This window comes from Geodermatophilus normandii (assembly GCF_003182485.1).
Lineage (GTDB): Bacteria > Actinomycetota > Actinomycetes > Mycobacteriales > Geodermatophilaceae > Geodermatophilus > Geodermatophilus normandii.
Map to the genome: position 1 here is coordinate 2,949,314 of NZ_QGTX01000001.1, position 26,996 is coordinate 2,976,309.

Genomic DNA, 26,996 nt, shown 5'->3' on the forward strand with positions numbered 1-26,996 from the left:
TACTGTGGTGGCGTGCCCGACCCGTCCACGTACCGCCCGGCGGTCGGGAGCATCCCCGAGAGCCCGGGCGTCTACAAGTTCCGTGACCCGAACGGCCGGGTCGTCTACGTCGGCAAGGCCAAGAGCCTGCGCCAGCGGCTGAACAGCTACTTCGCCGACGTCGCCGGTCTGCACCCGCGCACCCGCCAGATGGTGACGACGGCGGCGAGCGTGGAGTGGACCGTCGTCGGCACCGAGGTCGAGGCCCTCCAGCTCGAGTACAACTGGATCAAGGAGTTCGACCCGCGGTTCAACGTCCGCTACCGCGACGACAAGAGCTACCCGTCGCTGGCCGTGACGCTCAACGAGGAGTACCCGCGGCTGCAGGTGATGCGCGGGCCGAAGAAGAAGGGCGTCCGCTACTTCGGGCCCTACGCGCACGCCTGGGCGATCCGCGAGACCCTCGACACGCTCACCCGCGTCTTCCCCGCGCGCACCTGCTCCAACGGCGTCTTCAAGCGCGCCGGGCAGATCGGCCGGCCCTGCCTGCTCGGTTACATCGGCAAGTGCGCCGCGCCGTGCGTCGGCCGGGTCAGCGCCGACGAGCACCGGGCGATCGTCGAGGACTTCTGCGACTTCATGGCCGGCCGCACCGACCTGATGGTCAAGCGGCTGGAGCGGGAGATGGCCGAGGCCGCCGAGGCGATGGAGTACGAGAAGGCCGCCCGGCTGCGCGACGACCTCGGCGCCCTCCGGCGGGCCATGGAGAAGCAGGCCGTCGTCCTCGGCGACGGCACCGACGCCGACGTCGTCGCCTTCGCCCAGGACGAGCTCGAGGCCGCCGTCCAGGTGTTCCACGTGCGCGGCGGCCGGGTCCGCGGCCAGCGCGGCTGGATCATCGACAAGGTCGAGGAGGTCACCACCGGCGAGCTGGTGGAGCAGTTCCTCCTGCAGGTCTACGGCGGCGTCGACGAGGCCACCGGCGCCACCGAGGCCGGCGAGGCGGTGCCCAAGGAGGTGCTCGTCCCCGAGCTCCCCGACGACGCCGACGTCTACGAGGAGCTGCTCAGCGAGCTGCGCGGCTCCCGGGTGTCGCTGCGGGTCCCGCAGCGCGGCGACAAGCGGAACCTCATGGAGACCGTCGAGCGCAACGCCAAGGAGTCCTTCGCCCGGCACCGGGTCAAGCGCTCCAGCGACCTCACCGCCCGCTCGCTGGCGCTGTCGGAGCTGCAGGAGGCCCTCGAGCTGCCCGAGGCGCCGCTGCGCATCGAGTGCATCGACATCAGCCACGTGCAGCAGACCAACGTCGTCGCCTCGATGGTCGTGTTCGAGGACGGCCTGGCCAAGAAGTCGGACTACCGGCGCTTCTCCGTGCACGAGGGCACCGACGACACCGCGGCCATGGCCGAGGTCGTCCGCCGCCGCTTCGCCCGCCACCTCAAGGAGGAGGCCGACCGGCGCGACGAGCAGGGCATCGCCGCCGAGGAGGGCCGCCCGCGCCGGTTCGCCTACCCGCCCAACCTGCTCGTCGTCGACGGCGGCGCCCCGCAGGTGGCGGCGGCGGCGCGCTCGCTGGAGGAGCTCGGGGTCGTCGACGTCGCCGTCTGCGGGCTGGCCAAGCGGATGGAGGAGGTGTGGCTGCCGGGCGAGAGCGACCCGGTGATCCTGCCGCGCACCTCCGAGGCGCTGTACCTGCTGCAGCGGGTGCGCGACGAGGCCCACCGGTTCGCCATCACCTACCACCGGCAGAAGCGTTCGGTCAGCATGCTGGTCTCCCTGTTGGACGACGTCCCCGGTCTCGGGGAGACGCGGCGGAAGGCGCTGATGAAGCAGTTCGGGTCCCTCAAGCGGCTGCGCGCGGCCTCCGTCGAGGAGCTCGTGGCCGTGCCCGGCATCGGCCGGCGGACCGCCGAGGCGGTGCTGGCCGCGGTCGCCGAGCCCGCGGGCGGGGGCGCGCCGGAGCGGCCGGCGCCCGACGTCCCGGTCGAGGGCACGGTCGACGTCCCGGTCGAGGGCACGGTGGAGTCCACGACGGCCCCGAGCGGGCCGGCCGAGCGGGGCACGCCCCGCGCCGCGGCCGGGGACACCGCCGAGGTCGGCCGGGTCGCCTCGTGAGCGAGGAGCAGCTGACCGGCGAGGGGACCGCGGCGCCGACCCACGAGACGGCCGCCCCCGAGGGACAGCTCGGGCCGCAGGCCGACGTCCCCGCCGGGCTCGACGGCGCGAGCACCGAGACCCCGCCGGTCGAGGTCGTCGTCGTCACCGGCCTCTCGGGCGCCGGCAAGAACAGCGCCGGGCGGGTGCTGGAGGACCTCGGCTGGTACGTGGTCGACAACCTGCCGCCGGCCCTGCTGACGCCCATGGTCGAGCTCGGCGCCCGCGGTGACGTCCGGCGGTTCGCCGCCGTCGTCGACGTCCGCAGCCGGGCGTTCTCCAGCGACCTGCAGGAGGCCATCCGGGTGCTCGCCGAGGCCGGGCACAAGCCGCGGGTGGTCTTCGTGCACGCCCGCGACGAGGTGCTCGTGCGGCGCTACGAGTCCAACCGGCGCGAGCACCCGCTGCAGGGCTCGGGCCGCATCCTCGACGGCATCACCGCCGAGCGGGCCCTGCTCACCGGGATCGCCGGCGAGGCCGACCTGTGGGTCGACACCAGCGACCTGAACGTGCACCAGCTGCGCGCGACCCTGGAGAACGCCTTCGCCCGGGAGGGCCGCACCCCGCCGCTGACGGCGACCGTGCTGAGCTTCGGCTTCAAGTACGGGCTGCCCCTGGACGCCGACCTCGTCGTCGACGCGCGGTTCCTGCCCAACCCGCACTGGCTGCCGGAGCTGCGCCCGCACACGGGGCAGGACCCCGACGTGCGCGACTACGTGCTGGGGCAGGAGGCCGCCGGGCCCTTCCTCGACCGCTACACCGAGGTGCTGCGGCTGCTGATCCCCGGCTACCGGCGCGAGGGCAAGCGCTACCTGACGCTCGCGGTCGGCTGCACCGGCGGCAAGCACCGCAGCGTCGCCATCGCCGAGGAGTTCACCCGGCGGCTGGCCGCCGAGGGCATCGACACGGTCGCGCGCCACCGCGACCTGGGCCGCGAGTAGTGGGCGGCACGGCCGCTCCGGGGTCAGGGGCTCCTCCGCGCGTGGTCGCCCTCGGCGGCGGGCACGGCCTGGCCGCCGCGCTGGGCGCCTGGCGGCGGCTCACCCCCGAGCTGACCGCCGTCGTCACCGTGGCCGACGACGGCGGCTCCTCCGGGCGCATCCGCCGGGAGATGCCGGTCCTCCCGCCCGGTGACCTCCGCATGGCCCTGGCGGCGCTCGCCGGCGACGACCCCGGCCGGCAGGAGATGGCCCGGCTGCTGCAGCACCGGCTCGGCGGCACCGGCGTCCTCGCCGGGCACCCGGTCGGCAACCTCCTCCTCACCGGGCTGGTGGAGCTGCACGGCGGCGACACCGTCCGTGCCCTCGACGCCGTCTGCGGGCTCGTCGGCGCGTGCGGCCGGGTGCTGCCCATGGCCGACGTGCCGCTGGACCTCGTCGCCCGCGTGGAGACCGTCGACCCCGACGACCCCGCGCGCACCCGCACCATCCGCGGGCAGGTCGCGATCGCCTCCACGCCCGGCCGGGTCCGCGACATCCTCGTGTCGCCGCCGGACCCGCCCGTGCACCCCGACGTCCTCGCCGCGATCGCCGCCGCAGACGTCGTCTCGCTGGGCCCGGGGTCCTGGTACACCTCGGTGCTGCCGCACCTGCTGGTGCCGCGGCTGCGCGCCGCGCTGGCCGCCACGAGCGCCCGCGTCGTCGTGGTGCTCAACCTGGAGCCGCAGCCGGGCGAGACGGACGGGTTCTCCCCGGAGGAGCACCTGCGGGTGCTGCAGGCGCATCTGGGCGGTGTGGCGCTGCACACCGTGGTCGCGGATGCGGAATCGGTGGTTGACCGCTGTGGTCTCCTGTCAGCGGTGCGCGAGTGCGGCGCCGAGCTGGTCCTGGCTCCGGTCGCCGCGCCCGACGGCTCACCACGCCACGACCCCGCGCGGCTCTCGGCCGCGCTGGCCCCGGTGGTCGGGGCGCGGTGAGGGGGAACGGTCCCAGCCGGCGCACCGGGGACGGTGGTGCGCGGACGGTACGAGGGGGAGAGGTGACGCCGAGGATGGCGCCGCAGCAGAGCAGGGGGTGGTCGTCGTGGCGATGACCGCCATGGTCAAGGACGAGCTGTCCCGGGTGGAGTGCACGCGGACCTCCGAGCGCAAGGCCGAGGTCACCGCGCTGCTGCGCTTCTCCGGGGGCCTGCACATCGTGGGCGGCCGGGTCGTGATCGAGGCCGAGCTGGACACCGGCTCGGTCGCGCGCCGGCTGCGCCGGGACATCAGCGAGGTCTACGGCTACACCAGCGGGGTCAGCGTGCTCGCCGGCGGCAACATCCGCCGCGGCGTGCGCTACCTGGTCCGCATCGCCAAGCACGGCGAGGGCCTGGCCCGGCAGACCGGGCTGGTCGACCAGCGCGGCCGCCCGGTGCGCGGGCTGCCGCCGTCGGTGGTCTCCGGCAGCATCAACGACGCCGAGGCCGCCTGGCGGGGCGCCTTCCTCGCGCACGGCTCGCTCACCGAGCCCGGCCGGTCCTCCTCGCTGGAGGTGACCTGCCCGGGCCCCGAGGCGGCCATGGCGCTGGTCGGCGCGGCGCGCCGGCTCGGCATCGCCGCCAAGGCGCGCGAGGTCCGCGGCGCCGACCGCGTGGTCGTCCGCGACGGCGACGCGATCAGTGCCCTGCTGACGCGCATGGGCGCGCACGACGCGGTCCTGGCCTGGGAGGAGCGGCGGATGCGCCGCGAGGTCCGGGCCACCGCCAACCGGCTGGCCAACTTCGACGACGCCAACCTGCGCCGCTCGGCCCGCGCCGCGGTGGCGGCCAGCGCCCGCGTGGAGCGGGCCCTGGAGATCCTCGCCGGCGACGCCCCCGAGCACCTGCTGGTCGCCGGGCGGCTGCGCCTCGAGCACGGCCAGGCCTCGCTGGAGGAGCTCGGCCAGCGCGCCGACCCGCCGATGACCAAGGACGCCGTCGCCGGCCGCATACGGCGCCTCCTGGCCATGGCCGACAAGCGCGCCAAGGACCTCGGCATCCCCGACACCGAGTCGGTCGTCACCGAGGACATGCTCGCCCAGTAGCGGGCCGGTCCTCGCCGTCGCCGGGGCGCCCTCCTCCCGGGGAGGGCGCCCCGGTGCCGTCTCACCCCTTGGGGGCGCCCGGCTCCAGGTCGGACGACCGGGGGCCGAATGTCCCGGCAGCGGCGGGTGCGACGAGCCCGCCGGGACGACGGGAGCCCGGGATGACGCCACAGCTGTGGGCGGCGGTGTTCGCCGGCGCGACGCTGGTCGCCGTCTGCACCGGGGTCCTCGCCTGGCGACGGCGCGACCGCACCCCCGCGGCCACCGCTCTCGCGGCCACCATGTCCGGCGTCGCCGTCTGGTCGGCCGCCGACGTCGCCGTCTACGCGGTCGCCACCGACCTCGTGCGCCGGGTCTACGTCCCGCTGCTGCTCGCCTCCGTCGGCCTGGTGGTCATCGGCACCTACGTCCTCGCCCGCACCGTCTCCGACCCCTCCTGGCGTCCCGCCCCGCGGCGGACGGCGCTGCTGCTGGTCGAGCCGGTCGTCATGGTCGTGCTGGCGGTGCTGCCGGCGACCCGCGACCAGGTCATGTCCGGGATGGCCGCCGCTCCGGACGGGGGCGAGGCGACGGTGACCTTCGGGCCGCTGTTCCTGGCCCACACCGGCTACTCCTACGTCCTCGTGGGCGTGGCCTACACCCACCTGGCGCGCCGCTGGATGCGGTCGGGAGGCGTCTTCCGGCGCCAGATCGGCATCCTGCTGGCCTCGGCGGCGCTGTCGACCGCCGGCAACGTCGTCGCGGTGTCCTCGCAGCTCGACGGGCGCGGCACCGACGTCACCCCGCTGTTCTTCCTGCTCACCGGCCTCGTCGACTCGTGGGCCATCTTCCGCGGCGGGCTGCTGCGGCTGGTCCCCGTCGCCCGCGAGCAGGTCGTCGACACCGTCCCCGACGCCGTGCTCGTCGTCGACCCCGACGGCGTCCTCATCGACTGCAACCCCGCCGCCACCCGGATGCTGCACCGCCTGCGCCCCGACCTCGACGGCGACCCGGTCGGCCGCCCGCTCACCGCGGTCGCCGGCCCGCAGGCGGTCGCCGTCCTCGGCACCACCGAGCGGCTCGACGGCCACCGCGTCGCCGAGGTGCGGCCCGGGGTCTGGCTGGACGTGCGGGACTCCGCCGTCTCCGACCCCCGCGGCCGCGCGCTCGGCCGGATCCTCGTCGTCCGCGACGTCAGCGAGCAGCAGGAGCGGCAGGTCGCCGTCGAGCGGCTCAACCGGCAGCTCGCCGAGCAGGTCGAGGTCATCGAGCGGCTGCGCGCCGTCCTCGCCGAGGAGGCCGTCCGCGACCCGCTGACCGGGCTGCACAACCGCCGGTACCTGGACCGGGCGCTGGAGGCGGACCTGGCCCGCCGCCCGCGCACCGGGCAGCTGTCCCTGCTCGTCGTCGACGTCGACCACTTCAAGGGCGTCAACGACCGCTTCGGCCACGCCGCCGGTGACCGGGTGCTCACCGCCGTCGCCGGCGCCCTCTCCGGTGCCGTCCGCGACGGCGACACGGCCGCGCGTCTCGGCGGCGAGGAGTTCGTGGTCGTGCTGCCCGGCGCCGGTCGCGAGCAGGCGCTCGTCCGCGCCGAGCAGGTCCGCCGTGAGGTCGCCGCCGGCCGGCACCTCCTCGACGGCGAGACCGTGGGCGTCACCGTCAGCGTCGGCGTCGCGGTCTGCCCGGCCGACGGCACCTCGGCGGCCGCGCTGCTGGAGGCCGCCGACCGCGCGCTGTACACGGCCAAGGCCACCGGACGCGACCGCGTGGTCGCCGCCGAACCGGCGCCGCGGCCCGCCGTCCCCGCACCCGCGCCGCCGGGCGACCTGCAGGAGCTCGTCCCCGGGGTCTGACCGCGCCCCGGGACGCCCGCCGCCGCGGCCGATAGGGTCGTCCCCGATCGAGGCCGCGCGCCGCGCGGCCGACGGGGCGACGGGCGTCGCCGGGACACATGGAGGTCAGCTCGTGACCGTACGCGTGGGCATCAACGGGTTCGGCCGGATCGGCCGCAACTTCTGGCGGGCCGCCGCGGCCAGTGGCAAGGACATCGAGATCGTGGCGGTCAACGACCTGACCAGCCCGGAGGTCCTGGCCCACCTGCTCAAGTACGACAGCATCCTGGGCGTGCTCAGCGAGGACGTCGCGGCCTCCGACGGCGGCATCGACATCGCCGGGAAGACCATGAAGGTGCTCTCCGAGCGGGACCCGGCCGCGCTGCCGTGGGGCGACCTCGGCGTCGACGTCGTCGTGGAGTCCACCGGCTTCTTCACCAAGGCCGACGACGCGCGCAAGCACGTGGACAAGGGCGGCGCCAAGAAGGTCGTCATCTCCGCGCCGGCCACCGGCGACGACCTCACCATCGTCATGGGCGTCAACCACGACCAGTACGACGGCTCGCAGACGATCATCAGCAACGCGTCCTGCACCACCAACTGCCTGGCCCCGCTGGCCAAGGTGCTCAACGACGCCTTCGGCATCGAGCGCGGCCTGATGACGACGATCCACGCCTACACCGCCGACCAGAACCTGCAGGACGGCCCGCACAAGGACCTCCGCCGCGCCCGCGCCGCCGCGCTCAACATCGTCCCGACCTCGACCGGCGCGGCCAAGGCGATCGGCCTGGTCCTGCCGGAGCTGAAGGGCAAGCTCGACGGCTACGCCATGCGCGTGCCCGTCCCCACCGGCTCGGCCACCGACCTCACCGTCCAGCTGACCCGCGAGGCCTCGGCCGACGACGTCGACGCCGCCTACCGCGCCGCCGCCGAGTCCGGCCCCCTCGCCGGGATCCTCACCTACACCTCGGCGCCGATCGTCTCCTCCGACATCGTCACCGACCCGGCCTCGTGCATCTACGACGCGAAGCTGACCAAGGTCTTCGGCCCGATGGTCAAGGTCCTGGGCTGGTACGACAACGAGTGGGGCTACTCCAACCGGCTGGTCGACTCCGTCGAGCTCGTCGGCGCCTCCCTCTGATGCGGTCCCTCGACGACCTGCTCGCCGAGGGGGTGTCGGGCCGGCGCGTGCTCCTGCGCGCCGACCTGAACGTCCCCCTCGACAAGCAGACCGGGGCGATCACCGACGACGGCCGGATCCGCGCCAGCCTGCCCACGCTGCAGGCCCTGCGCGACGCCGGCGCCCGCGTCGTCGTGGCCGCGCACCTGGGCCGGCCGAAGGGCGCGCCCGACCCGCGGTACTCCCTCGCCCCGGTCGCGGCGCGGCTCGGCGAGCTGCTCGGCACCGACGTCCCGCTGGCCTCCGACGTCGCCGGCGAGGACGCGCGGGGGAAGGCCGCGGCCCTCGGCGACGGCGACGTCCTGCTGCTGGAGAACGTCCGCTTCGAGGCCGCCGAGACGTCCAAGGACGACGCCGAGCGCGGCGAGCTCGCCGACCGGCTGGCCGCGCTCGCCGACGTCTACGTCGACGACGCGTTCGGCGCCGTGCACCGGAAGCACGCCTCGGTGTACGACGTCGCCCGGCGGCTCCCGCACGCGGCCGGCCGGCTGGTGGCCACCGAGCTCGACGTGCTCACCCGGCTGACCAGCGACCCCGACCGGCCCTACGTCGTGGTGCTCGGCGGGTCGAAGGTCAGCGACAAGCTCGCCGTCATCGAGGCGCTGCTGCCCAAGGTCGACCGGCTGCTGGTCGGCGGGGGCATGTGCTTCACCTTCCTGGCCGCGCAGGGCCACGGCGTCGGGACGTCGCTGCTCGAGGCCGACCAGGTCGACACCTGCCGCCGGCTGCTGGCCGAGGCGGGGGAGCGGATCGTGCTGCCGCTCGACGTCGTCTGCGCGCCGGAGTTCAGCGCCGACACCGAGACCACCGTCGTCCCCGTCGAGCAGATCCCCGGCGACCAGATGGGCCTCGACGTCGGCCCGCGCACGGTCGAGGCCTTCGGTGGCGAGCTGGCCGGGGCGCGCACGGTGTTCTGGAACGGCCCGATGGGCGTCTTCGAGCTCGGCCCCTTCCAGGCCGGCACCCGCGGCGTCGCCGAGGCCGTGGCCGCCGTCGACGGGCTGTCGGTGGTCGGCGGGGGCGACTCCGCCGCCGCGGTCCGCCAGCTCGGCCTCGACGAGGCCTCCTACGGGCACATCAGCACCGGCGGCGGCGCGTCGCTGGAGTACCTCGAGGGCCGGGAGCTGCCGGGCCTCGCGGTGCTGGCGGACTGAGGGGAGCAGCGATGGCACGCAGCCAGCCGCGTCCTCCGCGCACCGGCCGCCGGCCGCTGATCGCGGGCAACTGGAAGATGCACATGACGCACCTGGAGGCCATCGGCCTGGTGCAGAAGCTCGTCTTCAGCCTCACCGAGAAGGACCTCGACGACGCCGAGGTGGTGGTCCTGCCGCCGTTCACCGCGCTGCGCAGCGTGCAGACGCTGGTGACCGGCGACAAGCTGCCCGTCGGCTACGGCGCGCAGGACCTGTCGGCGCACGACTCCGGCGCCTACACCGGCGAGGTCAGCGGTGCGATGCTCGCCGCGCTGGCCTGCGGCCACGTCGTCGTCGGCCACTCCGAGCGGCGCGCGCTGCACGGCGAGGACGACGCCACGGTGGCGGCCAAGGTGCAGGCGGCCCTGCGGCACGGCCTCACGCCGATCCTGTGCGTGGGCGAGGGCCTCGACGTGCGCCGCGCCGGGCAGCACGTGGCGCACTGCACCGACCAGCTCGACGCCGCGCTGGAGGGGCTGTCGGCCGAGCAGGTCGACGGCGTCGTGCTCGCCTACGAGCCGGTCTGGGCGATCGGCACCGGCGAGGTGGCCACCCCCGAGGACGCCCAGGAGGTCTGTGGCGCACTCCGGTCGCGCCTCGACGGGCGTTTCGGCCCGGAGACGGCCGCGGTGGTCCGTATCCTCTACGGCGGGTCGGTGAAGGCCGCCAACACGGCCGGGATCCTGGCCGGGCCGGACGTCGACGGTGCACTCGTCGGGGGCGCGAGCCTCGACGCCGACGAGTTCGCGCAGATCTGTCGGATCGCCGCAGGGGGCAGCTAGCCCCGCCGCGGCCGAACGGGGGTGGGTGGGTGGGCAGCACGCTGCAGCGACCCACCCGCTCCCGGTCCTCGCGGCTGCCCGGATGGATGACGGGCGTGCCCGGGCGCGTCCTCGGGCTCGTCCTGGTGGTCCTGCTCGTCGTCGCCGTGGCGGTCAGCTGCAGCGGGGGCGGCGACGGCGAGTCGGGCGTCCCGGTGCTCGGGGACGGCCCCGACGCCGGGGTCGACGGCGTCCGCGCGCCCTCCGACGCGGCCGGCGGCACGCTGCGCGTGGTGACCAGCGAGGTCGACAGCCTCGACCCGCAGCGGTCCTACCAGCCGGGCGTCTGGAACCTCATGCGGCTCTACACCCGCACCCTGGTCACCTACGCCAGCGAGCCCGGGCGCACCGGCGAGCTCGTGCCCGACCTCGCCACCGACACCGGCACCACGCCCGACGGCGGGCTGACCTGGACGTTCACCCTGAAGCAGGGCGTCTCGTTCGAGGGCGGGGCGCCGATCACCTCCCGCGACGTCAAGTACGGCATCGAGCGGTCCTTCGCCTCCGACGTCGTCGTCGGCGGGCCCACCTACGTCGTGGACCTGCTCGACGACCCCGACAACCCCTACGCCGGGCCGTACCAGGACGAGGCGCCGGACAAGCTCGGCCTGGCGGCGATCGAGACGCCCGACGACCTCACGGTCACCTTCCGCCTGCGGTCGGCGCAGCCGGACTTCCCCTACGTGCTGGCGCTGCCCTCGAGCAGCCCGGTGCCCGCCGGCGAGGACACCGGCGCCGCCTACGGCGGCGACCCGGTGTCCTCGGGCCCCTACGCGATCACCACCGTCGACGCCGCGACCGGCATCGTGCTCGACCGGAACCCGCAGTGGGACCAGGCCACCGACGAGGTCCGCACGGCGCTGCCGGACCGGATCGTGGTCCGCACCGGCCTGTCCAACCTCGAGCGGGACCAGGCGCTGCTGGCGGGCTCGGCCGACGTCGACATCTCGGGCACCGGCCTGCACGCGGCGACGGAGTCCCGGCTCGCGGAGGGCGCCGGCGGGGACGTGCCGCTGGCCGACCGGGTCGACGACCTCACCACCGGCGCCGTCCGGCTGCTCGCGCTGCCCACCGACGTCGCGCCGATGACCAGCCCGGACTGCCGCGCCGCGGTGGCCGCCGCCATCGACCGCCGCGCCGTCCAGGAGACCGTGGGCGGGGCCGACGACGCCGTGCGGACCTCGCAGCTGTGGCCGCGGTCGCTGGACGGCGGCCCCGAGGACCCCGACCCGGGTCCCGACCCCGACGCCGCCCGGGCCGCGCTGGAGGCGTGCGGGCAGCCGGAGGGCTTCAGCACCGTGCTGGCCGTCCCGGACGCGTCGGCCAGCGTCGCCGTCGCGGAGGAGGTCCGCGACCAGCTCGCCGAGGTCGGGATCACCGTGGAGGTGCGGCCACTGCCGGCGACGACCTTCTACGCGACCGATGTCGGGAGCCCCGACAACGTCGCCCGCAACGGCTTCGGCATCGTGCTGGCCACCTGGACCGCCGACTTCCCGACGCCGGGCTCGTTCCTCGTGCCGCTGGTCGACGGGCGCTCGATCAGCCTGGTCGGCAACACCGACTACGCCCGGCTGGGCGACCCGGCGGTCTCCGCCCTCGTCGACACCGCCCGCGCGGCCACCGACCCGGAGGCCGCGCGCGGCGCCTGGCGGGAGGTCGCGACCGCGGCCGGCGCCACGGGTGCCTACGTGCCGCTGGTGGAGACCCGCGTGCAGCTGCTGGCGGGCCAGCGGCTGCACAACGGGCTGGTCATGGCGCCCTACGCCGGCCACGACCTGGCCACCGCGGGCGTGCGCTGACCGGGACGCCCCGGCGCTCCGGTTAGTCTGGGTCCGTGTTCGAAATCGTCCTCAACGTGCTGCTGGTCCTCACCAGCGTGATGCTGGTGGTGCTGATCCTGCTGCACCGCGGGAAGGGCGGCGGCCTGTCCTCGATGTTCGGCGGCGCGGTCTCCTCGCAGCTGTCCGGGTCCTCCGTCGTCGAGAAGAACCTCAACCGGCTCACGGTCATCGTCGGGTTCGTCTGGGCGGTGTGCATCGTGGCCCTGGGCATCCTGCTCAAGGTCTGAGGCCGTCGCGCCCCGGGTCGGCGCGAAATCGTGATCGAGGGAACACCCTCCAGGCCATAGACTGCCCGGGCGGTGCGGTCTGCACCGTGCAGGTCCGTCCAGGAGGGGGCGCTCGTGGCTGGTGGCAACGCGATCCGGGGGACCCGGGTCGGCGCGGGTCCGATGGGTGAGGCCGAGCGCGGGGAGGCAGCGCCGCGACACCGGGTCGGGTACTGGTGCAGCTCGGGGCACGAGACGCGGGTGGCCTTCGCCACCGACGCGGAGATCCCCGAGTCCTGGGACTGCCCGCGCTGCGGGCTCCCGGCCGGCCAGGACCCGCAGGCGCCGCCGCCGGCGCCGCGGACCGAGCCGTACAAGACGCACCTCGCCTACGTACGCGAGCGGCGCAGCGACGCCGACGGCGACGCGCTCCTCGAGGAGGCCCTGGCCAAGCTGCGGGCCCGCCGCGGGGCCTGAACCCCCAGGCGGTCGGGTCGCGGGTCCGCCGCGCGTGAGCGCTGCGGCGGACCCGCGACCGTCACCCTCCGGCCGCGCCGTCGGCCGGCTTGACGGCGATGAGTGCGTAGTGGGCGTAGGGCAGTCTCGTCCGCGGCACCGCCACCTGCACCCGGGCACCGAGGCGGGTGAGCATGGCGTGGTAGCTGGACGCCGGTAGGTAGGTCAGCGGGGGACCGGCGACGACGCGGTCGTGGAGGTGGTTCCACCAGCACTTCCACCGTGGTCGCACGTCGAGGTCCTTCATCACGAGTGCCCCGCCCGGGCGGACCACCTGCCACAGGCGCTGCAGGAGTGGCTCCTGCTCCCCAGCGGGCAGGTGGTGGAGCAGGTCGGACAGGAAGACGTTGTCGTAGGACTCGTCGGGTAGTTCCTGGGTCGCGTCGGCGGTGGAGAAGCTGATGTTCGGCAGGCCGCGCACGGTCGACCGGGCGACCGCGATCCGTCGCTCGTTGAAGTCGCTGGCGGCGAACTCCAGCTTCGGGTGGGTGGCCGCCATCACCGTCTCGAGGGTCCCGTAGCCGCAGCCCAGGCACAGGACGGTGCCCTCGAGGTCGTCGAGCAGGCTGAGCACCCAGGGGACCGGCAGGACCGACAGGCGCGCGGCGTTGTACGCGCGGATCTTGGGTGCGCTGATGGGATAGTGAGCACGGAGGAGCGCACGAGCCTCCCGTGTTGTGGTCATCCGCACCCTCCGTCGTGTCGCCTGACGCGTTCCAGATCGGTCACGCATGCTCAGGTGGTGCATGACCGCCGTTCTCCAGACCGTCGCCCCTCCACGGGGACGCGCCGATGACGCAGCAAGCGACGCGCGCCCGGGCTGGGCGGCGCCGGCAGACGGGGACCGTGGTCCTCGGCGCCGCGATCTCGGGCCTGGCCACGTATGGCTACCAGGTCGCGGGGGTCCGCGCACTAGGAGAAGAGGCCTACGCGCCGGTGTCGGTGCTGTGGACCGTCCAGTACCTCGTCTTCGCCATCCTGCTCTTCCCGTTCGAGTCGTTCATCGCCGGCGGCCCACCGGGGCGGGCGCGGACCTGTCTGCTGTGGACCGTCGTCCTGGCGCTGGTCACCGGGGCGGGCCTGGCGGCGTCGGCGGGCCGGCTGCCGGGAGGGCCGCTGTTGCTCGGCCTCGGCGGTGTCGCGGTGGTCCTGTCCTACGGGGTCTTCACCATCGGCCGGGGGATCCTCACCGCTCGAGGTGATGCCTACGGCTACGCGGTCGTCACGGCCGGTGAGGCCGTGGTGCGGCTGCTGCTCACCCTCCCGGTCGCCTTCCTGGCCCCGAGCGCGACTGCGGTGGCCTGGCTCCTGTCCTCCGGCCCGCCGGTGGTGATCGGCGCCTTCCTCCTGCTCGGCAGGTTGCGGCGGCCGGTGGGGCCGGAGCCGGGACGGCCGGGTCACGGTGAGACCGGGGTCGACGGCACCAGCGGCGGCGGGGCGCGGCACCTCGTGGCCGGGACCCTGGCCGGGGCGGGCGTCCAGCTCGGCCTGGCCGGCGGGACGGTCCTCGTCCCGCTGCTGGGCGGCGGCGCGCGCGAGGTGACGATCGCCTTCGTCACGCTCACCGCGGCCCGCATGCCGGTGTTCCTCGCCCTGGGCGGCCTGGTGTCCACCCGACTGCCGGCGCTGCTCACCCTGCTGCGTGAGGGCGGGCAGGCCGCCGTCGCCCGGGACGCCCGGCGGACCGCGCTCGTCGTCCTGGGTCTGGCCGCCCTCGCCGCGCCGGTCGGCGCGCTGGTCGGCCCGCCGGTCCTGGCCCTGGTGTTCGGGGCCGGGGTCCGTCCCCCGGCGGGCTTCGTCGCCCTCGTCGCGGCGGGAGTCGTCCTGGCCTCCGGAGCCCTGCTGGTCAACCAGGCCGTGCTGGTCCGCGAGCGGACCCGACGCCTCGTCTCGTCCTGGCTCCTGGCCACGACGGCTGCGGCAGCCGCCCTGTTCGTGCCGGGTGACGCCCTCGTGCGCGTCGGCCTCGCGCTCCTGGCCGGCCAGGTCGTCGGGCTGGCCTGCCTGTGCCTGCCCGACCTGCGCCGACGGTCGGAGCGTCCCCTGGTGGCCTCGGTCCCCTGACGGCCCGCGAGACGTCAGCCGGGCCCGTCGGCCCCCGGCAACCGGCTCGCCGCCGCGGCGTCGAGCAGCCAGCGGGTGGCGCGGCGGCCGCGGGCGCCGGCGGCGGGGACCTCGGTGCGTTCGGCGCCGCCGAGGGCCCGCGCGACGGCCTCCGCCTTGCCCTCGCCGGACACGAGCAGCCAGACCTCCTCGGCGGCGGTGATGGCGGCGAAGCCGAGGCTCACCCGCGTGGGCGGCGGCTTGGGGCAGTCGCGCACCGCGACCACCGTCCGCTCGTCGGTCGCCGCCGGTGAGTCCGGGAAGATCGAGGCCACGTGGCCCTCCGGGCCCATCCCCAGCAGGAGGACGTCGAGGCGGGGGAGCGGACCGTCACCGGAGGCGTCGGACAGCGCACCGGCGTACCAGTCCGCGGCCTCCTCGGGGGTGTCGAACCCGGCGTCGGAGGCGGGGATCGGGTGCACCCGCTCCGGCGGGATCCCCACCCGGTCCAGCAGGGCCCCGCGGGCGCCCTTCTCGTTGCGCTCGTCGTCGTCGCCGGGCACGAAGCGCTCGTCGCCCCACCAGACGTCGACCGCCGTCCAGTCGACGTCCTGACCGGGGGCCGGCTCCTCGGCCAGCCCCGCGACGTGCCGCAGCACCGCCGTGCCGATGCCGCCGCCGGTCAGCACCACCGACGCCGTCCCGTGCACCGCCTGGGCGGCGGCCAGCCGGGCGACGAGGGCGGAGGCCACCGCTCGCGCCAGCATCTCCGCGTCGGGCTCCACCACCACCTGCAGGCCGGGGACGTCGGGCGCCTCCGGCAGTGCCGCGACGATGCGGTCCCCGGGCGGCAGCGTCACCGGACCGCCTCGGACTCGGACTCGGACTCGGTCTCGGGCGCGGTCGGGTCGGGGGTGTCGTGCTCGCCGTGCTCGGCCACCTCGTCGGTCCCCTCGGAGTCCGGGGGCACCGTCGGCGCCTCGCCGTGCGGGCTGCCCGCGCCGACGTCGTCCTTCGCGAAGGGCGCGCCCGTCTGCTCGGCCGGGTCGACCCACACGTGCGCGCGCACCGGAGCGCGGCCGACCAGGCCGCTCAGCCCGGTCGTGGCCTCCAGCGCCTCGGCGTAGGGCTCGTCGGGGTCCAGCCGGCGCAGCTCCTCGCCGAGCAGGTCGCCGAGCGCGCGGTCCGGCAGCGCCATGGTGGCGTCGGGCCGGTAGGGCTGGCTGATCACCGCGCCGCCGCGGCGGTCGGCGTGCACCCGGACCTCCTCGCCCTGGTCCAGCGTCAGCAGCACCGAGTCGATGCCGCTGACCCCGGGGTGCCGGGTGGCCTGCACGACCTCGCTGGAGGTGCCGGTGCGGGAGGCGATCCAGCCGCTGAGCAGCTGTGCGGTGGCCGCGCCGGGGTCGCCCTCGATGCGGGCGCCGAGCACCCGGACGGCGTCGCCCCGGCGGCCGGAGACCGAGTCCAGCGCGGAGGTCAGCGTGGCCCGCCAGCCGGTGGCCCGGGTCCAGGCGAGGTCGGTGTCGCCCGGGGCGTAGTCCTGGGCCCGGGTGCGCAGCGCGGCGAGCTGGTCGGCCGAGGAGGTGCTGTCGGTGATCCGCCGGTCGGCGATGACCGCCAGCGCGTCGGTGGTCAGCTGCCGCGGCGGCTCGGTGTGCCACCAGGTGACCACCGGCGCGTCGGCGGCCAGCAGCGGCAGCACGACCGACTCGGCGTGCAGCGCCAGCCGCCCGTACATGCGCATCACGACCGCCTCGCCGGGGCCCAGCCGCCCGCCGATGGACACCTCGGCGTCCAGCCGCGGCACCGGCGCCTCGATCTGCCGGCGGACGACGACGAGGATCCGGCACGGGTGCTGCTCGGCGGCGACCGTCGCGGCCTCCTCGGCCTCGGCCACGCGCCCCTCGTCGGCGACGACGACCAGGGTCAGCGCGACGCCCGAGAGCACCGCCCCGCCGGTCCGCCGCTGGGCGGCCAGCTCCTTGACCACCGCAGAACCGGTGGTGTCCCACAGCGTCGTCACGGGGTCTCCTCTGCTCGGGTGGGCCGGCCGCTCACGGACGCCGCCACCGGCGCCCCTCGGCGGCCAGCATCTCGTCGGCGGCGCGCGGCCCCCACTCGCCGGCCCGGTACGGGTGCGGCGTGCTGCCGGCCCAGAACTCCTCCAGCGGGTCGATGACCGCCCAGGACGCCTCGACCTCGGCGTTGCGCGGGAACAGGGTCGCGTCGCCGAGCAGGACGTCGAGGAGCAGCCGCTCGTAGGCCTCGGGGCTGGTCTCGGTGAACTGCTCGCCGTAGAGGAAGTCCATGGACACGTCCCGGACCTCCATGACGCTGCCGGGCACCTTCGAGCCGAACTTGAGGGTGACGCCCTCGTCGGGCTGCACGCGCACGACCAGCTGGTTGTTGCCCAGCTCCTCGGTGTCGGTGTCGGCGAAGGGCAGGTGCGGCGCCCGCTTGAACACCAGCGCGATCTCGGTGACCCGGCGGGGCAGCCGTTTGCCGGTGCGCAGGTAGAACGGGACGCCGGCCCAGCGGCGGGTCTCCACGCCGAGCCGGACGGCGGCGAAGGTCTCGGTGTCCGACGCGGGGTCGACACCCTCCTCCTGCCGGTAGCCCTTGGCGCGCTGGCCGGCCAGCCAGCCCTGCTCGTACTGCCCGCGGACGGCGAAGCGGCCCAGGTCCTCGGGCAGCGAGACCGCGCGCAGCACCTTGAGCTTCTCGGTGCGGATCTCGTCGGCCGAGAACTCGACCGGCTCCTCCATCGCGGTGAGCGCCAGCAGCTGCAGCAGGTGGTTCTGCAGCACGTCGCGGGCCGCGCCGGTCTTCTCGTAGAAGCCCGCCCGCCCGCCGATGCCGACGTCCTCGGCCATGGTGATCTGCACCGAGTCGACGTGGTGGCCGTTCCAGACCGGCTCGAACAGCTCGTTGGCGAACCGCAGCGCCATCAGGTTCTGGACGGTCTCCTTGCCCAGGTAGTGGTCGATGCGGAAGACGTCCTGGGCGCTGAACACGGAGTCGACCAGCTCGTTGAGCTCCCGGCTGGAGGCCAGGTCGGTGCCGAAGGGCTTCTCGACGACGACCCGCCGCCACCGGTCGGCCGTGCTCTCCGCCATGCCGGTGCGCTGCATCTGCTTGAGCACGACCGGGAACATCGCCGGTGGGATCGACAGGTAGAACGCCGCGTTGCCGCCGATGCCGTGGCTGCTCTCCAGGTCCGACAGCGCGTTGGCGAGCTCGTCGAAGGCGTTGTCGTCGTCGAAGGAGCCCTGGACGAACCGGACGTTGCCGGCCAGGCGCTCCCACACCTCCTCCCGCCAGGGGGTGCGGGCGGCGTTGCGGGCGGCGTCGCGGGCCAGCTCGGCGAAGTCCTGGTCGCCCCAGTCCCGCCGGGCGAAGCCGAGCAGGGCGAAGTTGGTCGGCAGCAGCCCCCGGTTGGCCAGGTCGTAGACCGCCGGGAGCAGCTTCTTGCGGGCCAGGTCACCGGTGATGCCGAAGACGACCAGGGCGCACGGCTCCGGGACGCGCGGCAGTCGCCGGTCCCGGGGGTCGCGCAGGGGGTTGGGGATCACAGGCCCTCCTCGTGGGGCCGGAGAGCGGACGCTCAGCCGAGGGAGTCGGGCACCCGGCCGGTGCCGGCGGACCGGCCGGCCGGGTGCGTGGTGCGGCAGCGGGTGGACTCCGGCGTCAGGCCTTGTCCTGCAGTTCGCCCTTGACCGAGTCGGTCAGCTCGTCCCACGAGTCGACGAACTTCTTGACGCCCTCGTCCTCGAGCACGCGGAAGACGTCGTCGAGGTCGACCCCGGCGTCGGCGATGGCCTTCATCGTGGCCGCCGCGTCGTCGTAGGTCTTCTGCACCGGGGTGCCGGGGCTGCCGTGGTCGGCGTAGGCCTGCAGGGTCTTCTCCGGCATCGTGTTGACGGTGCCGGGGGCGATGAGCTCGCTGACGTAGAGGGTGTCCGGGTAGGCCGGGTCCTTCACGCCGGTCGAGGCCCACAGCGGCCGCTGCGGGCGGGCGCCCTTGGCCTCCAGCGCCTTCCAGCGGTCGGAGGAGAAGACCTCCTCGTAGGCCTGGTAGGCCAGCTGGGCGTTGGCCAGCGCGGCCTTGCCCTTGAGCTGGTCGGCGCCGGCCTTCTCCAATCGCTTGTCGATCTCGGTGTCCACGCGGGACACGAAGAACGAGGCGACCGAGGCGATCTGGCTCAGGTCGGCACCGGCGTCGTCGGAGAGGCGCTGCTCCAGGCCGGAGAGGTAGGCGTCCATGACGGCGCGGTACCGCTCGAGACTGAAGATCAGGGTGACGTTGACGCTGATCCCGCGGGCGATCGACGTCGTGATCGCCGGCAGGCCGGCCTCGGTGGCCGGGATCTTGATGTAGAGGTTCGGCCGGTCGACCAGCCACCACAGGTGGGCGGCCTCGGCGGCGGTGGCGTCGGTGTCGTGGGCCAGGCCCGGCGCCACCTCCAGCGACACCCGGCCGTCACCGGGCTGCCGCTGCGCCACGGGCGCGAGCAGGTCGCACGCGTCGCGGACGTCGGCGGCGGTGATGGTCCGCAGCGCCTCCTCGACGCTCACCTTCCGGACGGCCATCGCGTGCAGCTGGTCGTCGTAGGAGTCCGACCCGCTGATCGCCGCGGCGAAGATCGTCGGGTTCGTGGTGACGCCGACGACCGACCGCTCGTCGACCAGCGACTGCAGGTTGCCGCTGCGGATGCGGTCGCGCGACAGGTCGTCGAGCCAGACGGCGACGCCGGCCTGCGACAGCTCGGCCAGCTTCTCGTTCTGTGCCATGGTTCTGCCTTCCGTTCGGACGGGGCCGGGGCCTCAGCGGTCGCCGGTCGGGTGGGGGAGGCCGCCGGTGGCTGCTACCGGGCCGGCCGGGACGGCGTTCCCGGAGCGGGCGGCCTCGAGGGACTCGCGGGCGGCGGCGACGACGGCCTCGTCGGTCAGCCCGAACTCCTCGTACAGCACGGAGTACGCCGCGCTCGCGCCGTAGTGGGTCAGCCCGACGATGCGGCCGGCGTCGCCGACGAACTCGCGCCAGCCCATCGGCACGCCCGCCTCGACGCTGACGCGCGCGCGGACCGTGGGCGGCAGGACCTCCTCCTTGTAGGCCTGGTCCTGCTCGGCGAACCACTCGACGCAGGGCACCGACACCACGCGGGTCGGGACGCCGTCGGCCTCGAGCCGCTCGCGGGCGGCCACGGCGATCTGCACCTCCGAGCCGGTGCCCAGCAGGATCACCTCGGGCTGCCCGTTCGAGGCGTCGGCCAGGACGTAGGCACCGCGGGCGGTGCCCTCGGCCGAGCCCATCTGCGCGCGGTCGAAGACCGGCAGGTTCTGCCGCGACAGCAGCAGGCCGGCCGGGCGGTCGTTGTGCTCGAGGACGGTCCGCCAGGCGACGACGACCTCGTTGGCGTCGGCCGGGCGGACGACGTCGAGACCGGGGATGGCGCGCAGCGCGGCGAAGTGCTCGATCGGCTGGTGGGTCGGGCCGTCCTCGCCCAGGCCGATCGAGTCGTGCGTCCACACGTAGGTGACCGGCAGCTGCATGAGCGCGGCCAGGCGGACCGCGCCGCGCATGTAGTCGGAGAAGGTGAGGAAGGTGCCGCCGTAGACGCGGGTGCCGCCGTGCAGCGCGATGCCGTTCATGACCGCGCCCATGGCGTGCTCGCGGACGCCGAAGTGCAGCGTGCGGCCGTACGGCCCGCCGTTCCACATCTTCGTCTGGCGGTTGGCCGGCAGGAACGACGGCTCACCCTCGACGGCGGTGTTGTTGCTCTCCGCCAGGTCGGCCGACCCGCCCCACAGCTCCGGCAGCTGCGGGTAGAGCGCGGCGAGCACCTTGCCCGACGCCTTGCGGGTGGCCACGCCCTTGGGGTCGGCGTCGAAGGTGGGCAGGCCGTCGGCCCAGCCCTCGGGCAGCCGGCGCTCGCCCATGCGGGCCAGCAGGGCCGCGCGCTCGGGCTGCTCGGACTCCCATGCGGAGAAGCGCTCCTGCCACCCGGCGTGGTCCTGCGCGCCCCGGTCCACCACCGAGCGCGCGTGCGCGATGACCTCGTCGGCCACCTCGAAGGTCTTGTCCGGGTCGAAGCCGAGGACCTCCTTGGTGGCGCGCACCTCGTCCTCGCCCAGCGCCGAGCCGTGGGCGGCGCCGGTGTTCTGCTTGTTGGGCGCGGGCCAGCCGATGATCGTCCGCAGCACGATCAGCGAGGGGCGGCCGGTCTCGGCCTTGGCGGCGGCGAACGCGGCGTCGACGGCGGCCAGGTCCTCGCCGTCGTCGACGTGCTGCACGTGCCAGCCGTAGGCCTCGTAGCGCTTGCCGACGTCCTCGGTGAAGGCGACGGTCGTGTCGTCCTCGATGGAGATCTTGTTGTCGTCGTAGACGAGGACGAGGTTGCCCAGCTGCTGGGTGCCGGCCAGGGAGGAGGCCTCGCCGCTGACGCCCTCCTCCAGGTCGCCGTCGGAGGCGAAGGCCCAGATGGTGTGGTCGAAGAGGCTCTCGCCCTCCGGGGCGTCGGGGTCGAGCAGGCCGCGCTCGCGGCGGGCGGCCATGGCCATGCCGACGGCGTTGCCGACGCCCTGGCCGAGCGGGCCGGTCGTCGTCTCCACGCCGGGGGTGTGGTTGACCTCGGGGTGGCCGGGGGTCTTCGAGCCCCACGTGCGCAGCGCCTGCAGGTCCTCGAGCTCCAGGCCGTAGCCGGCGAGGTAGAGCTGCACGTACAGCGTCAGGCTGGAGTGGCCCATGGAGAGCACGAAGCGGTCGCGGGCCACCCAGTTCGGGTCCGCGGGGTCGTGCCGCAGCCACTTGTGGAACAGCAGGTAGGCGGTGGGCGCCATGCTCATCGCGGTGCCGGGGTGGCCGTTGCCGACCTTCTGGACGGCGTCCATGGCCAGCACGCGGGCGGTGTCGATGGCCCGCCGGTCGAGGTCGCCGAAGCCCTCGGGCAGCGTCGGGTGCGGCTGGCGCGGCGAGCCGGTGGGCGAGTCGCTGGCGGCCTCGGCGGGGGCCTCGGACTCCGTGCTCTTCGTGTCGTTGGCCTGGGTCATGGCGGGCGGAACTCCTCGAGGTCGGCCGTGCGCTGGGCCGCCCGGGGGACCGGTGTCCCGTGCTCCCGGGCGGACGGGGAGGTGCGGTGCGGTGGTGCGGCGGCGCAGTGGGTGCGGCTGCGGCCGGAGTCCCCATCGACCCGTGGCCTCCGTCGTCGGCGACGGCCCTACCCGCAGTTCCCGCGGCGTCAACGTGATCAGACCCTAGTCATCCCGAGCCGTCCCCGGCGTGGCCGCGGGCTACAGTGGGGCCGTTCCATCCCCGGTTCGAAGGGACCCCCGTGCTGTCTCCGTGCCCGGTGGCCCCCTGCCGCCCGTGGGTGCGCGCGGCCGCGGCGCTCCGGTGCGAGGCCGTCCGGTGACGGCGCTCTCCGAGCGACCGGCCGTCTCCGCCCGGCGGCTGTCCGGGGTGGTGGGCTCCTACGTCGCGCTGACCAAGCCGAAGCTCGTCGAGCTGCTGCTGGTCACCACGCTGCCGGCGATGATGATGGCGGCCGACGGGTGGCCCTCCTGGCAGCTCGTGGGCGCCACGATGGTCGGCGGGATGTTCGCCGCCGGTGCGGCCAACACCTTCAACTGCTGGTACGACCGGGACATCGACCGGCTGATGTCGCGCACGCGCGACCGGCCGATCCCCTCCGGGGCGGTGTCCCCGCGGGCGGCGCTGGCCTTCGGGCTGGTCCTCGCCGCGGCGTCGCTGACGCTGCTGTGGGTGGCCACCACGCCGCTGGCCACGGCGCTGGCCGCGGTCGCGATCCTGGCCTACTCCGTCGTCTACACGATGGTGCTCAAGCGGCGGACCCGGCACAACACGGTGTTCGGGGCCTTCCCCGGGGCGGCGCCGGTGCTCATCGGGTGGGCGGCGGTGACCGGCTCGCTGGACTGGCCGGCGGTCGCGTTCTTCGCCGTCGTCTTCTGCTGGCAGATGCCGCACTTCTGGGCCCTGGCCAGCCGGTACCGCGAGGACTACGCCCGCGCGGGCGTGCCCATGCTGTCCGTGGTCGCCGGCCCGGCGAGCGTCGGCCGGCAGTCCGTCGCGTGGGCGTGGGCCACCCTCGGCGCCACCCTGCTCATGGGGTCGATCACCCCCGTGCTGAACTGGGCATTCGCCATCGGCGGGGGGCTGCTCGGCGCCTGGTACGTGGCCGAGTCCCACCAGTGGCTCACCCGCATCCGGAACGCCGTCCCCGACCGGCCGATGCGGCTGTTCTCGGTGTCGATCACGCACATGACGCTGCTGTCGATCGCCATCGCCATCGACGTCCTGGTCTGACCCCCCCGCTCCGCCACGCGCCCGGGCCGGCGCCGCTCGTTCGACCTGCGGTCGTCTCCGGGCCGTCGAGGGCGCCCTGGGTCGACGACGGGGGGTGCGCGCCTCGGGGTCCGCGGCCCCGGGCGTCAGCGGGTGGCGGGGACCTGGGTGGCGGGGGCGTCGAGGGGCTGCTCGGTCGCCGGGCCGCGGGCCGACCACACCAGCCGCGCGGTGGCCACGGTGACCAGCACCGCGCCGAGCATGTGCAGCAGCACCAGCACGACCGGCAGGTGCGTGAAGTACTGCACGAACCCGACGACGCCCTGCAGCAACTGGACGACGAGCAGGTCGCGGGCGGCCCGGCGGACGCGGCCGGGGGCGTCGACGGCGTGCAGGGCCACGAGCAGCGCGACGGTCAGCCCGACCAGCAGGAAGACGACGTCGGCGTGCAGCTGGCTGACCGTCTCGGGGTCGAAGCCCATCCGCCCGCCGGAGGGCTGCCCGCTCTCGTCGAGGTCGCCGCTGTGCGGGCCGCTGCCGGTGACGACCGTGCCGAGCAGCAGCACCACCGCGGTGACCGCGGCGATCCCGCCCGCCAGCAGCGCGAGCGGGCGCCGCAGCAGCGGCTGCCCGACGCCGGGCTCGCGGGAGCGCAGCCACAGCACGGTGGAGACGGCGACCAGGACGGTCGAGACGAGGAAGTGGACGGCGACGGTCCACGGGTTGAGCCCGGTCAGCACGGTGACGCCGCCGATCGCGGCCTGGACCGGCACCCCGAGGAACGTCAGCACCGCCAGCGGCCGCAGGTCGCGCCGAGCCGAGCGCCAGACGGCGACGAGCACCGCGATCGCGACCGCGGTGAGCACGAAGGTCAGCAGCCGGTTGCCGAACTCGATGAGGCCGTGCCCGGCCATCTCCGGCGTGGTGACGAAGCTGTCCTCGGTGCACCGCGGCCAGGTGGGGCAGCCCAGGCCCGAGCCGGTCAGCCGGACGACGCCGCCGGTGACCACGATCGCGCCGTTGGCGACCACGTTGGCCAGCGCCAGGCGGGTGATGACGGCGGGGGAGAACGCGGGCAGGACCGGCACGTCCCGATGCTAGCCGCGGCCGGGGCCCTCCCCGGGTTCGCTCAGGGCGGATCACGGGGCGGAAGGCGGCGACGGCGTCCCGCGCTGTAGACGGCGCAGGCGGCCGACGCGCCGTCCTGGTGTCGGGAGGGACTCCCGGGTACCGGAGCACCAGCAGGTGCTCTCCGGGAGACCACCGGAGTCCCACCGACGCCCCGACTTCCCCTGGACGTGAGGAATGACCAGCCCCTTCTTCCCGGGCTCCTACGGCAGCCCGTTCGACGACTTCTTCGCCCGCTACCTGGGCGGCGAGCAGCGCGTGCCGCGGCAGCGCGTGGACATCACCCAGTTCCTGAGCCAGCAGGCCCGCGAGCTGGTCAACGCCGCGGCCCGCCAGGCCGTGGGCGCCGGCAGCGCCGACCTCGACACCGAGCACCTGCTCTGGGCGATGACCGGCGACGAGTCGACCCGGGCCTTCCTGTCCCGCACCGGGCTCGACCCCGAGCGGCTGCGCTCGGGGCTCGAGGAGCAGATGCGGCGCGGTGAGCCGCTCGACGAGGCGCCGTCGCTGACCCCCGCCGCCAAGCGGGCGCTGCTCGACGCCCACCGGGTCTCGCGCGCCCTCGGCTCCACCTACATCGGCCCCGAGCACCTGCTGTTCGCGCTCGCCCTCAACCCCGACTCACCCGGCGGCCGCATCCTGCGCGAGCAGGGCGTCACCCCGGAGGCGCTGCAGCAGGCGGCGGCCGGCGGCGGCGCGCCCGGTGGTGGGCGTCCCGGCGGCGCCGGGCAGCAGTCGAACACCCCGACGCTCGACGAGTTCGGCCGCGACCTCACCGCGATGGCCCGCAACGGCCAGATCGACCCGGTGATCGGCCGCGAGCAGGAGATCGAGCAGACCGTCGAGGTCCTCTCGCGCCGCCGCAAGAACAACCCGGTGCTCATCGGCGAGGCCGGCGTCGGCAAGACCGCCATCGTCGAGGGCATCGCCGCGCAGATCGTCGAGGGCGACGTCCCGGAGACGCTGCGCGGGCGGCGCCTGATCGAGCTCGACCTCACCGGCCTGGTGGCCGGCACCCGGTACCGCGGCGACTTCGAGGAGCGGCTCGGCAAGGTCATGGACGAGATCCGCGAGCACTCCGACGAGGTGATCGTCTTCATCGACGAGCTGCACACCGTGGTCGGCGCGGGCGCGTCCGAGGGCTCCGGCGGCGCGGGCAACATGCTCAAGCCGGCCCTGGCCCGCGGCGAGCTGCACGTCATCGGCGCGACGACGCTCGACGAGTACCGCCGCAACATCGAGAAGGACGCGGCGCTGGAGCGCCGGTTCCAGCCGATCCTGGTGTCCGAGCCCAGCGTGGAGGACACCGTGCAGATCCTCTGCGGCCTGCGCGACCGCTACGAGGCCCACCACCAGGTGCGCTTCACCGACGACGCGGTGCGTGCCGCCGTCGAGCTGTCCGACCGCTACGTCCCCGACCGGCACCTGCCGGACAAGGCGATCGACCTGATCGACCAGGCCGGCGCGCGCGTGCGCCGGCGGGTGAAGACGCCGCCGACGGACCTGCGCGGCCTCGAGCAGGAGGTCGACCGGCTGCAGCGGGAGAAGGACCAGGCCGTGGCCGCCGAGCAGTACGAGCGCGCCTCGGAGCTGCGCGACCAGCTCGCCGCCGCGCAGCAGCGGCTCGAGGAGGCGCGCGGTGGCGGCGGCCAGCCGGGGGTGCCGGAGGTCGGCGTCGAGGACATCGCCGAGGTGGTGTCCCGGCTGACCGGTGTCCCGGTGGCCCAGCTGACGCAGGAGGAGGTGCAGCGCCTGCTGCAGCTCGAGGAGCGCCTGCACGAGCGCGTGGTCGGGCAGGACGACGCCGTCCGGGTGGTCTCCGAGGCGATCCGCCGGTCCCGCGTGGGCCTGGGTGACCCCGACCGGCCGATCGGCAGCTTCCTGTTCCTCGGCCCCACCGGCGTCGGCAAGACCGAGCTGGCCCGGGCGCTGGCCGAGGCGCTGTTCGGCGACTCCGACCGGATGATCCGGCTGGACATGAGCGAGTTCCAGGAGCGGCACACCGTCAGCCGCCTGGTCGGCTCCCCGCCCGGGTACGTCGGCTACGAGGACGCCGGCCAGCTGACCGAGGCGGTCCGCCGCCGGCCCTACTCGGTCGTGCTGCTCGACGAGATCGAGAAGGCGCACCCCGACGTCTTCAACACCCTGCTGCAGGTGCTCGACGACGGCCGGCTCACCGACTCGCAGGGTCGCACGGTCGACTTCACGAACACCGTGCTGATCATGACCAGCAACCTGGGGTCGGAGCTGATCCAGGGCCGCAACGCCCCGCTCGGCTTCGGCACCGGGGACGCCGCCGCGGCCGACGCCGGCCTGCGCGACCGGCTGATGCGGCGGCTGCGCGACTCGTTCCGGCCCGAGTTCCTCAACCGGATCGACGAGATCGTGGTCTTCCAGCAGCTGGAGAGCGAGCAGCTGCAGCAGATCACCCGGCTGCTGCTCGACGAGACCCGCCGGCGGCTCGCGGCCCAGGACATCGCGGTGACCTTCACCGACGAGGCCGTCGCCTGGATCGCCGACCGGGGCTTCGAGCCGCAGTTCGGTGCCCGCCCGCTGCGCCGGGCGATCCAGCGGGAGGTCGACAACCCGCTGGCCCGGCTGCTGCTCGACGGCCGCGTCGGGGCCGGCCGGCACGTCGTCGTCGACGTCCGGGACGGCGCGCTCGACCTCACCGTCGAGGACGCCGCGGAGGCGCTGGCCGGGCAGGCCTGACCTGCGTGGTGATCCCCGTCACCCGGCCCCTGACCTGCGCGGTCAGGGGCCGGGTGACTTAGGGCGGCCTTGGTTGCAGACGTCCCGAAATAGGTCACAATC

The 26,996-nt window shown here is 74.8% G+C and carries 21 protein-coding genes; 14 read left to right on the plus strand and 7 right to left on the minus strand.

Annotation, left to right across the window (positions count from 1 at the left end):
* The first annotated feature begins 12 nt into the window (after window positions 1–12).
* The 11 genes from uvrC to JD79_RS14430 all read left to right on the plus strand — a co-directional run bounded on the left by uvrC (window position 13) and on the right by JD79_RS14430 (window position 12,667).
* Entirely contained in the window at window positions 13–2,094 is a 2,082-nt protein-coding gene (gene uvrC / locus JD79_RS14380) for an excinuclease ABC subunit UvrC (protein WP_110006066.1), read from the plus strand.
* Entirely contained in the window at window positions 2,091–3,074 is a 984-nt protein-coding gene (gene rapZ / locus JD79_RS14385; protein ID WP_170149210.1) for an RNase adapter RapZ, read from the plus strand. Before uvrC ends, rapZ begins: the two co-directional genes overlap by 4 nt.
* 41 nt (window positions 3,075–3,115) lie before the next feature.
* Entirely contained in the window at window positions 3,116–4,048 is a 933-nt protein-coding gene (locus tag JD79_RS14390; RefSeq protein WP_245900103.1) for a gluconeogenesis factor YvcK family protein, read from the plus strand.
* Between the two features lie 112 nt (window positions 4,049–4,160).
* Complete coding sequence (gene whiA, locus JD79_RS14395; RefSeq protein WP_425454189.1) at window positions 4,161–5,135, plus strand: DNA-binding protein WhiA; 975 nt, start codon at window positions 4,161–4,163, stop codon at window positions 5,133–5,135.
* Between the two features lie 161 nt (window positions 5,136–5,296).
* Entirely contained in the window at window positions 5,297–6,970 is a 1,674-nt protein-coding gene (locus JD79_RS14400) for a histidine kinase N-terminal 7TM domain-containing diguanylate cyclase (RefSeq protein WP_110006068.1), read from the plus strand.
* A gap of 112 nt (window positions 6,971–7,082) precedes the next feature.
* On the plus strand, window positions 7,083–8,090 hold the full coding sequence (gap, locus tag JD79_RS14405) for a type I glyceraldehyde-3-phosphate dehydrogenase (RefSeq protein ID WP_110006069.1): 1,008 nt from the start codon (window positions 7,083–7,085) through the stop codon (window positions 8,088–8,090).
* Entirely contained in the window at window positions 8,090–9,283 is a 1,194-nt protein-coding gene (locus JD79_RS14410) for a phosphoglycerate kinase (RefSeq protein ID WP_110006070.1), read from the plus strand. Before gap ends, JD79_RS14410 begins: the two co-directional genes overlap by 1 nt.
* Before the next feature lie 11 nt (window positions 9,284–9,294).
* Entirely contained in the window at window positions 9,295–10,104 is an 810-nt protein-coding gene (gene tpiA / locus JD79_RS14415; protein WP_110006071.1) for a triose-phosphate isomerase, read from the plus strand.
* Between the two features lie 86 nt (window positions 10,105–10,190).
* Window positions 10,191–11,942 (plus strand): ABC transporter substrate-binding protein, encoded by a 1,752-nt coding sequence (locus tag JD79_RS14420; protein WP_110007733.1) that lies wholly within the window; start codon window positions 10,191–10,193, stop codon window positions 11,940–11,942.
* 35 nt (window positions 11,943–11,977) lie between these two features.
* The gene (gene secG / locus JD79_RS14425) at window positions 11,978–12,211 is read left to right on the plus strand and encodes a preprotein translocase subunit SecG (protein WP_110006072.1); all 234 of its coding nucleotides are present in this window, start codon (window positions 11,978–11,980) and stop codon (window positions 12,209–12,211) included.
* Window positions 12,212–12,325: 114 nt separating this feature from the next.
* Complete coding sequence (locus JD79_RS14430) at window positions 12,326–12,667, plus strand: RNA polymerase-binding protein RbpA (RefSeq protein ID WP_110006073.1); 342 nt, start codon at window positions 12,326–12,328, stop codon at window positions 12,665–12,667.
* A gap of 61 nt (window positions 12,668–12,728) precedes the next feature.
* Here JD79_RS14430 and JD79_RS14435 read toward each other — a convergent pair whose 3' ends face one another.
* The gene (locus tag JD79_RS14435; RefSeq protein WP_170149211.1) at window positions 12,729–13,391 is read right to left on the minus strand and encodes a class I SAM-dependent methyltransferase; all 663 of its coding nucleotides are present in this window, start codon (window positions 13,389–13,391) and stop codon (window positions 12,729–12,731) included.
* Between the two features lie 107 nt (window positions 13,392–13,498).
* Between JD79_RS14435 and JD79_RS14440 the strand changes: the two genes are divergently transcribed.
* A complete protein-coding gene (locus tag JD79_RS14440; protein WP_146220455.1) occupies window positions 13,499–14,770 on the plus strand; it encodes a polysaccharide biosynthesis protein in 1,272 nt (423 codons plus the stop codon).
* A gap of 14 nt (window positions 14,771–14,784) precedes the next feature.
* Here the strand turns inward: JD79_RS14440 and pgl are convergent, their stop codons facing one another.
* The 5 genes from pgl to tkt form a co-directional block, all read right to left on the minus strand.
* Window positions 14,785–15,609 (minus strand): 6-phosphogluconolactonase, encoded by an 825-nt coding sequence (pgl, locus tag JD79_RS14445; RefSeq protein WP_110006076.1) that lies wholly within the window; start codon window positions 15,607–15,609, stop codon window positions 14,785–14,787.
* Complete coding sequence (locus JD79_RS14450; RefSeq protein WP_110006077.1) at window positions 15,606–16,775, minus strand: glucose-6-phosphate dehydrogenase assembly protein OpcA; 1,170 nt, start codon at window positions 16,773–16,775, stop codon at window positions 15,606–15,608. Before JD79_RS14450 ends, pgl begins: the two co-directional genes overlap by 4 nt.
* Window positions 16,776–16,806: 31 nt before the next feature.
* Window positions 16,807–18,324, minus strand: coding sequence for a glucose-6-phosphate dehydrogenase (zwf, locus tag JD79_RS14455; RefSeq protein WP_110006078.1), 1,518 nt, complete (start codon window positions 18,322–18,324; stop codon window positions 16,807–16,809).
* Between the two features lie 115 nt (window positions 18,325–18,439).
* Window positions 18,440–19,543, minus strand: a complete 1,104-nt coding sequence (gene tal / locus JD79_RS14460) for a transaldolase (protein WP_110006079.1) — start codon at window positions 19,541–19,543, stop codon at window positions 18,440–18,442.
* A gap of 33 nt (window positions 19,544–19,576) precedes the next feature.
* Window positions 19,577–21,802 carry a transketolase gene (gene tkt / locus JD79_RS14465; protein WP_110006080.1) on the minus strand — a complete coding sequence of 742 codons (2,226 nt, stop codon included), beginning with the start codon at window positions 21,800–21,802 and terminating at the stop codon, window positions 19,577–19,579.
* Window positions 21,803–22,160: 358 nt separating this feature from the next.
* Here tkt and JD79_RS14470 point away from each other — a divergent pair, with 358 nt between their 5' ends.
* Window positions 22,161–23,075, plus strand: a complete 915-nt coding sequence (locus tag JD79_RS14470; RefSeq protein WP_110006081.1) for a heme o synthase — start codon at window positions 22,161–22,163, stop codon at window positions 23,073–23,075.
* A gap of 125 nt (window positions 23,076–23,200) precedes the next feature.
* On the opposite strand, the gene JD79_RS14475 is transcribed toward JD79_RS14470, so the two are convergent.
* Window positions 23,201–24,142 carry a COX15/CtaA family protein gene (locus tag JD79_RS14475; RefSeq protein ID WP_245900104.1) on the minus strand — a complete coding sequence of 314 codons (942 nt, stop codon included), beginning with the start codon at window positions 24,140–24,142 and terminating at the stop codon, window positions 23,201–23,203.
* A gap of 217 nt (window positions 24,143–24,359) precedes the next feature.
* Here JD79_RS14475 and JD79_RS14480 point away from each other — a divergent pair, with 217 nt between their 5' ends.
* A complete protein-coding gene (locus JD79_RS14480) occupies window positions 24,360–26,894 on the plus strand; it encodes an ATP-dependent Clp protease ATP-binding subunit (protein WP_110006082.1) in 2,535 nt (844 codons plus the stop codon).
* Window positions 26,895–26,996 lie beyond the last annotated feature (102 nt).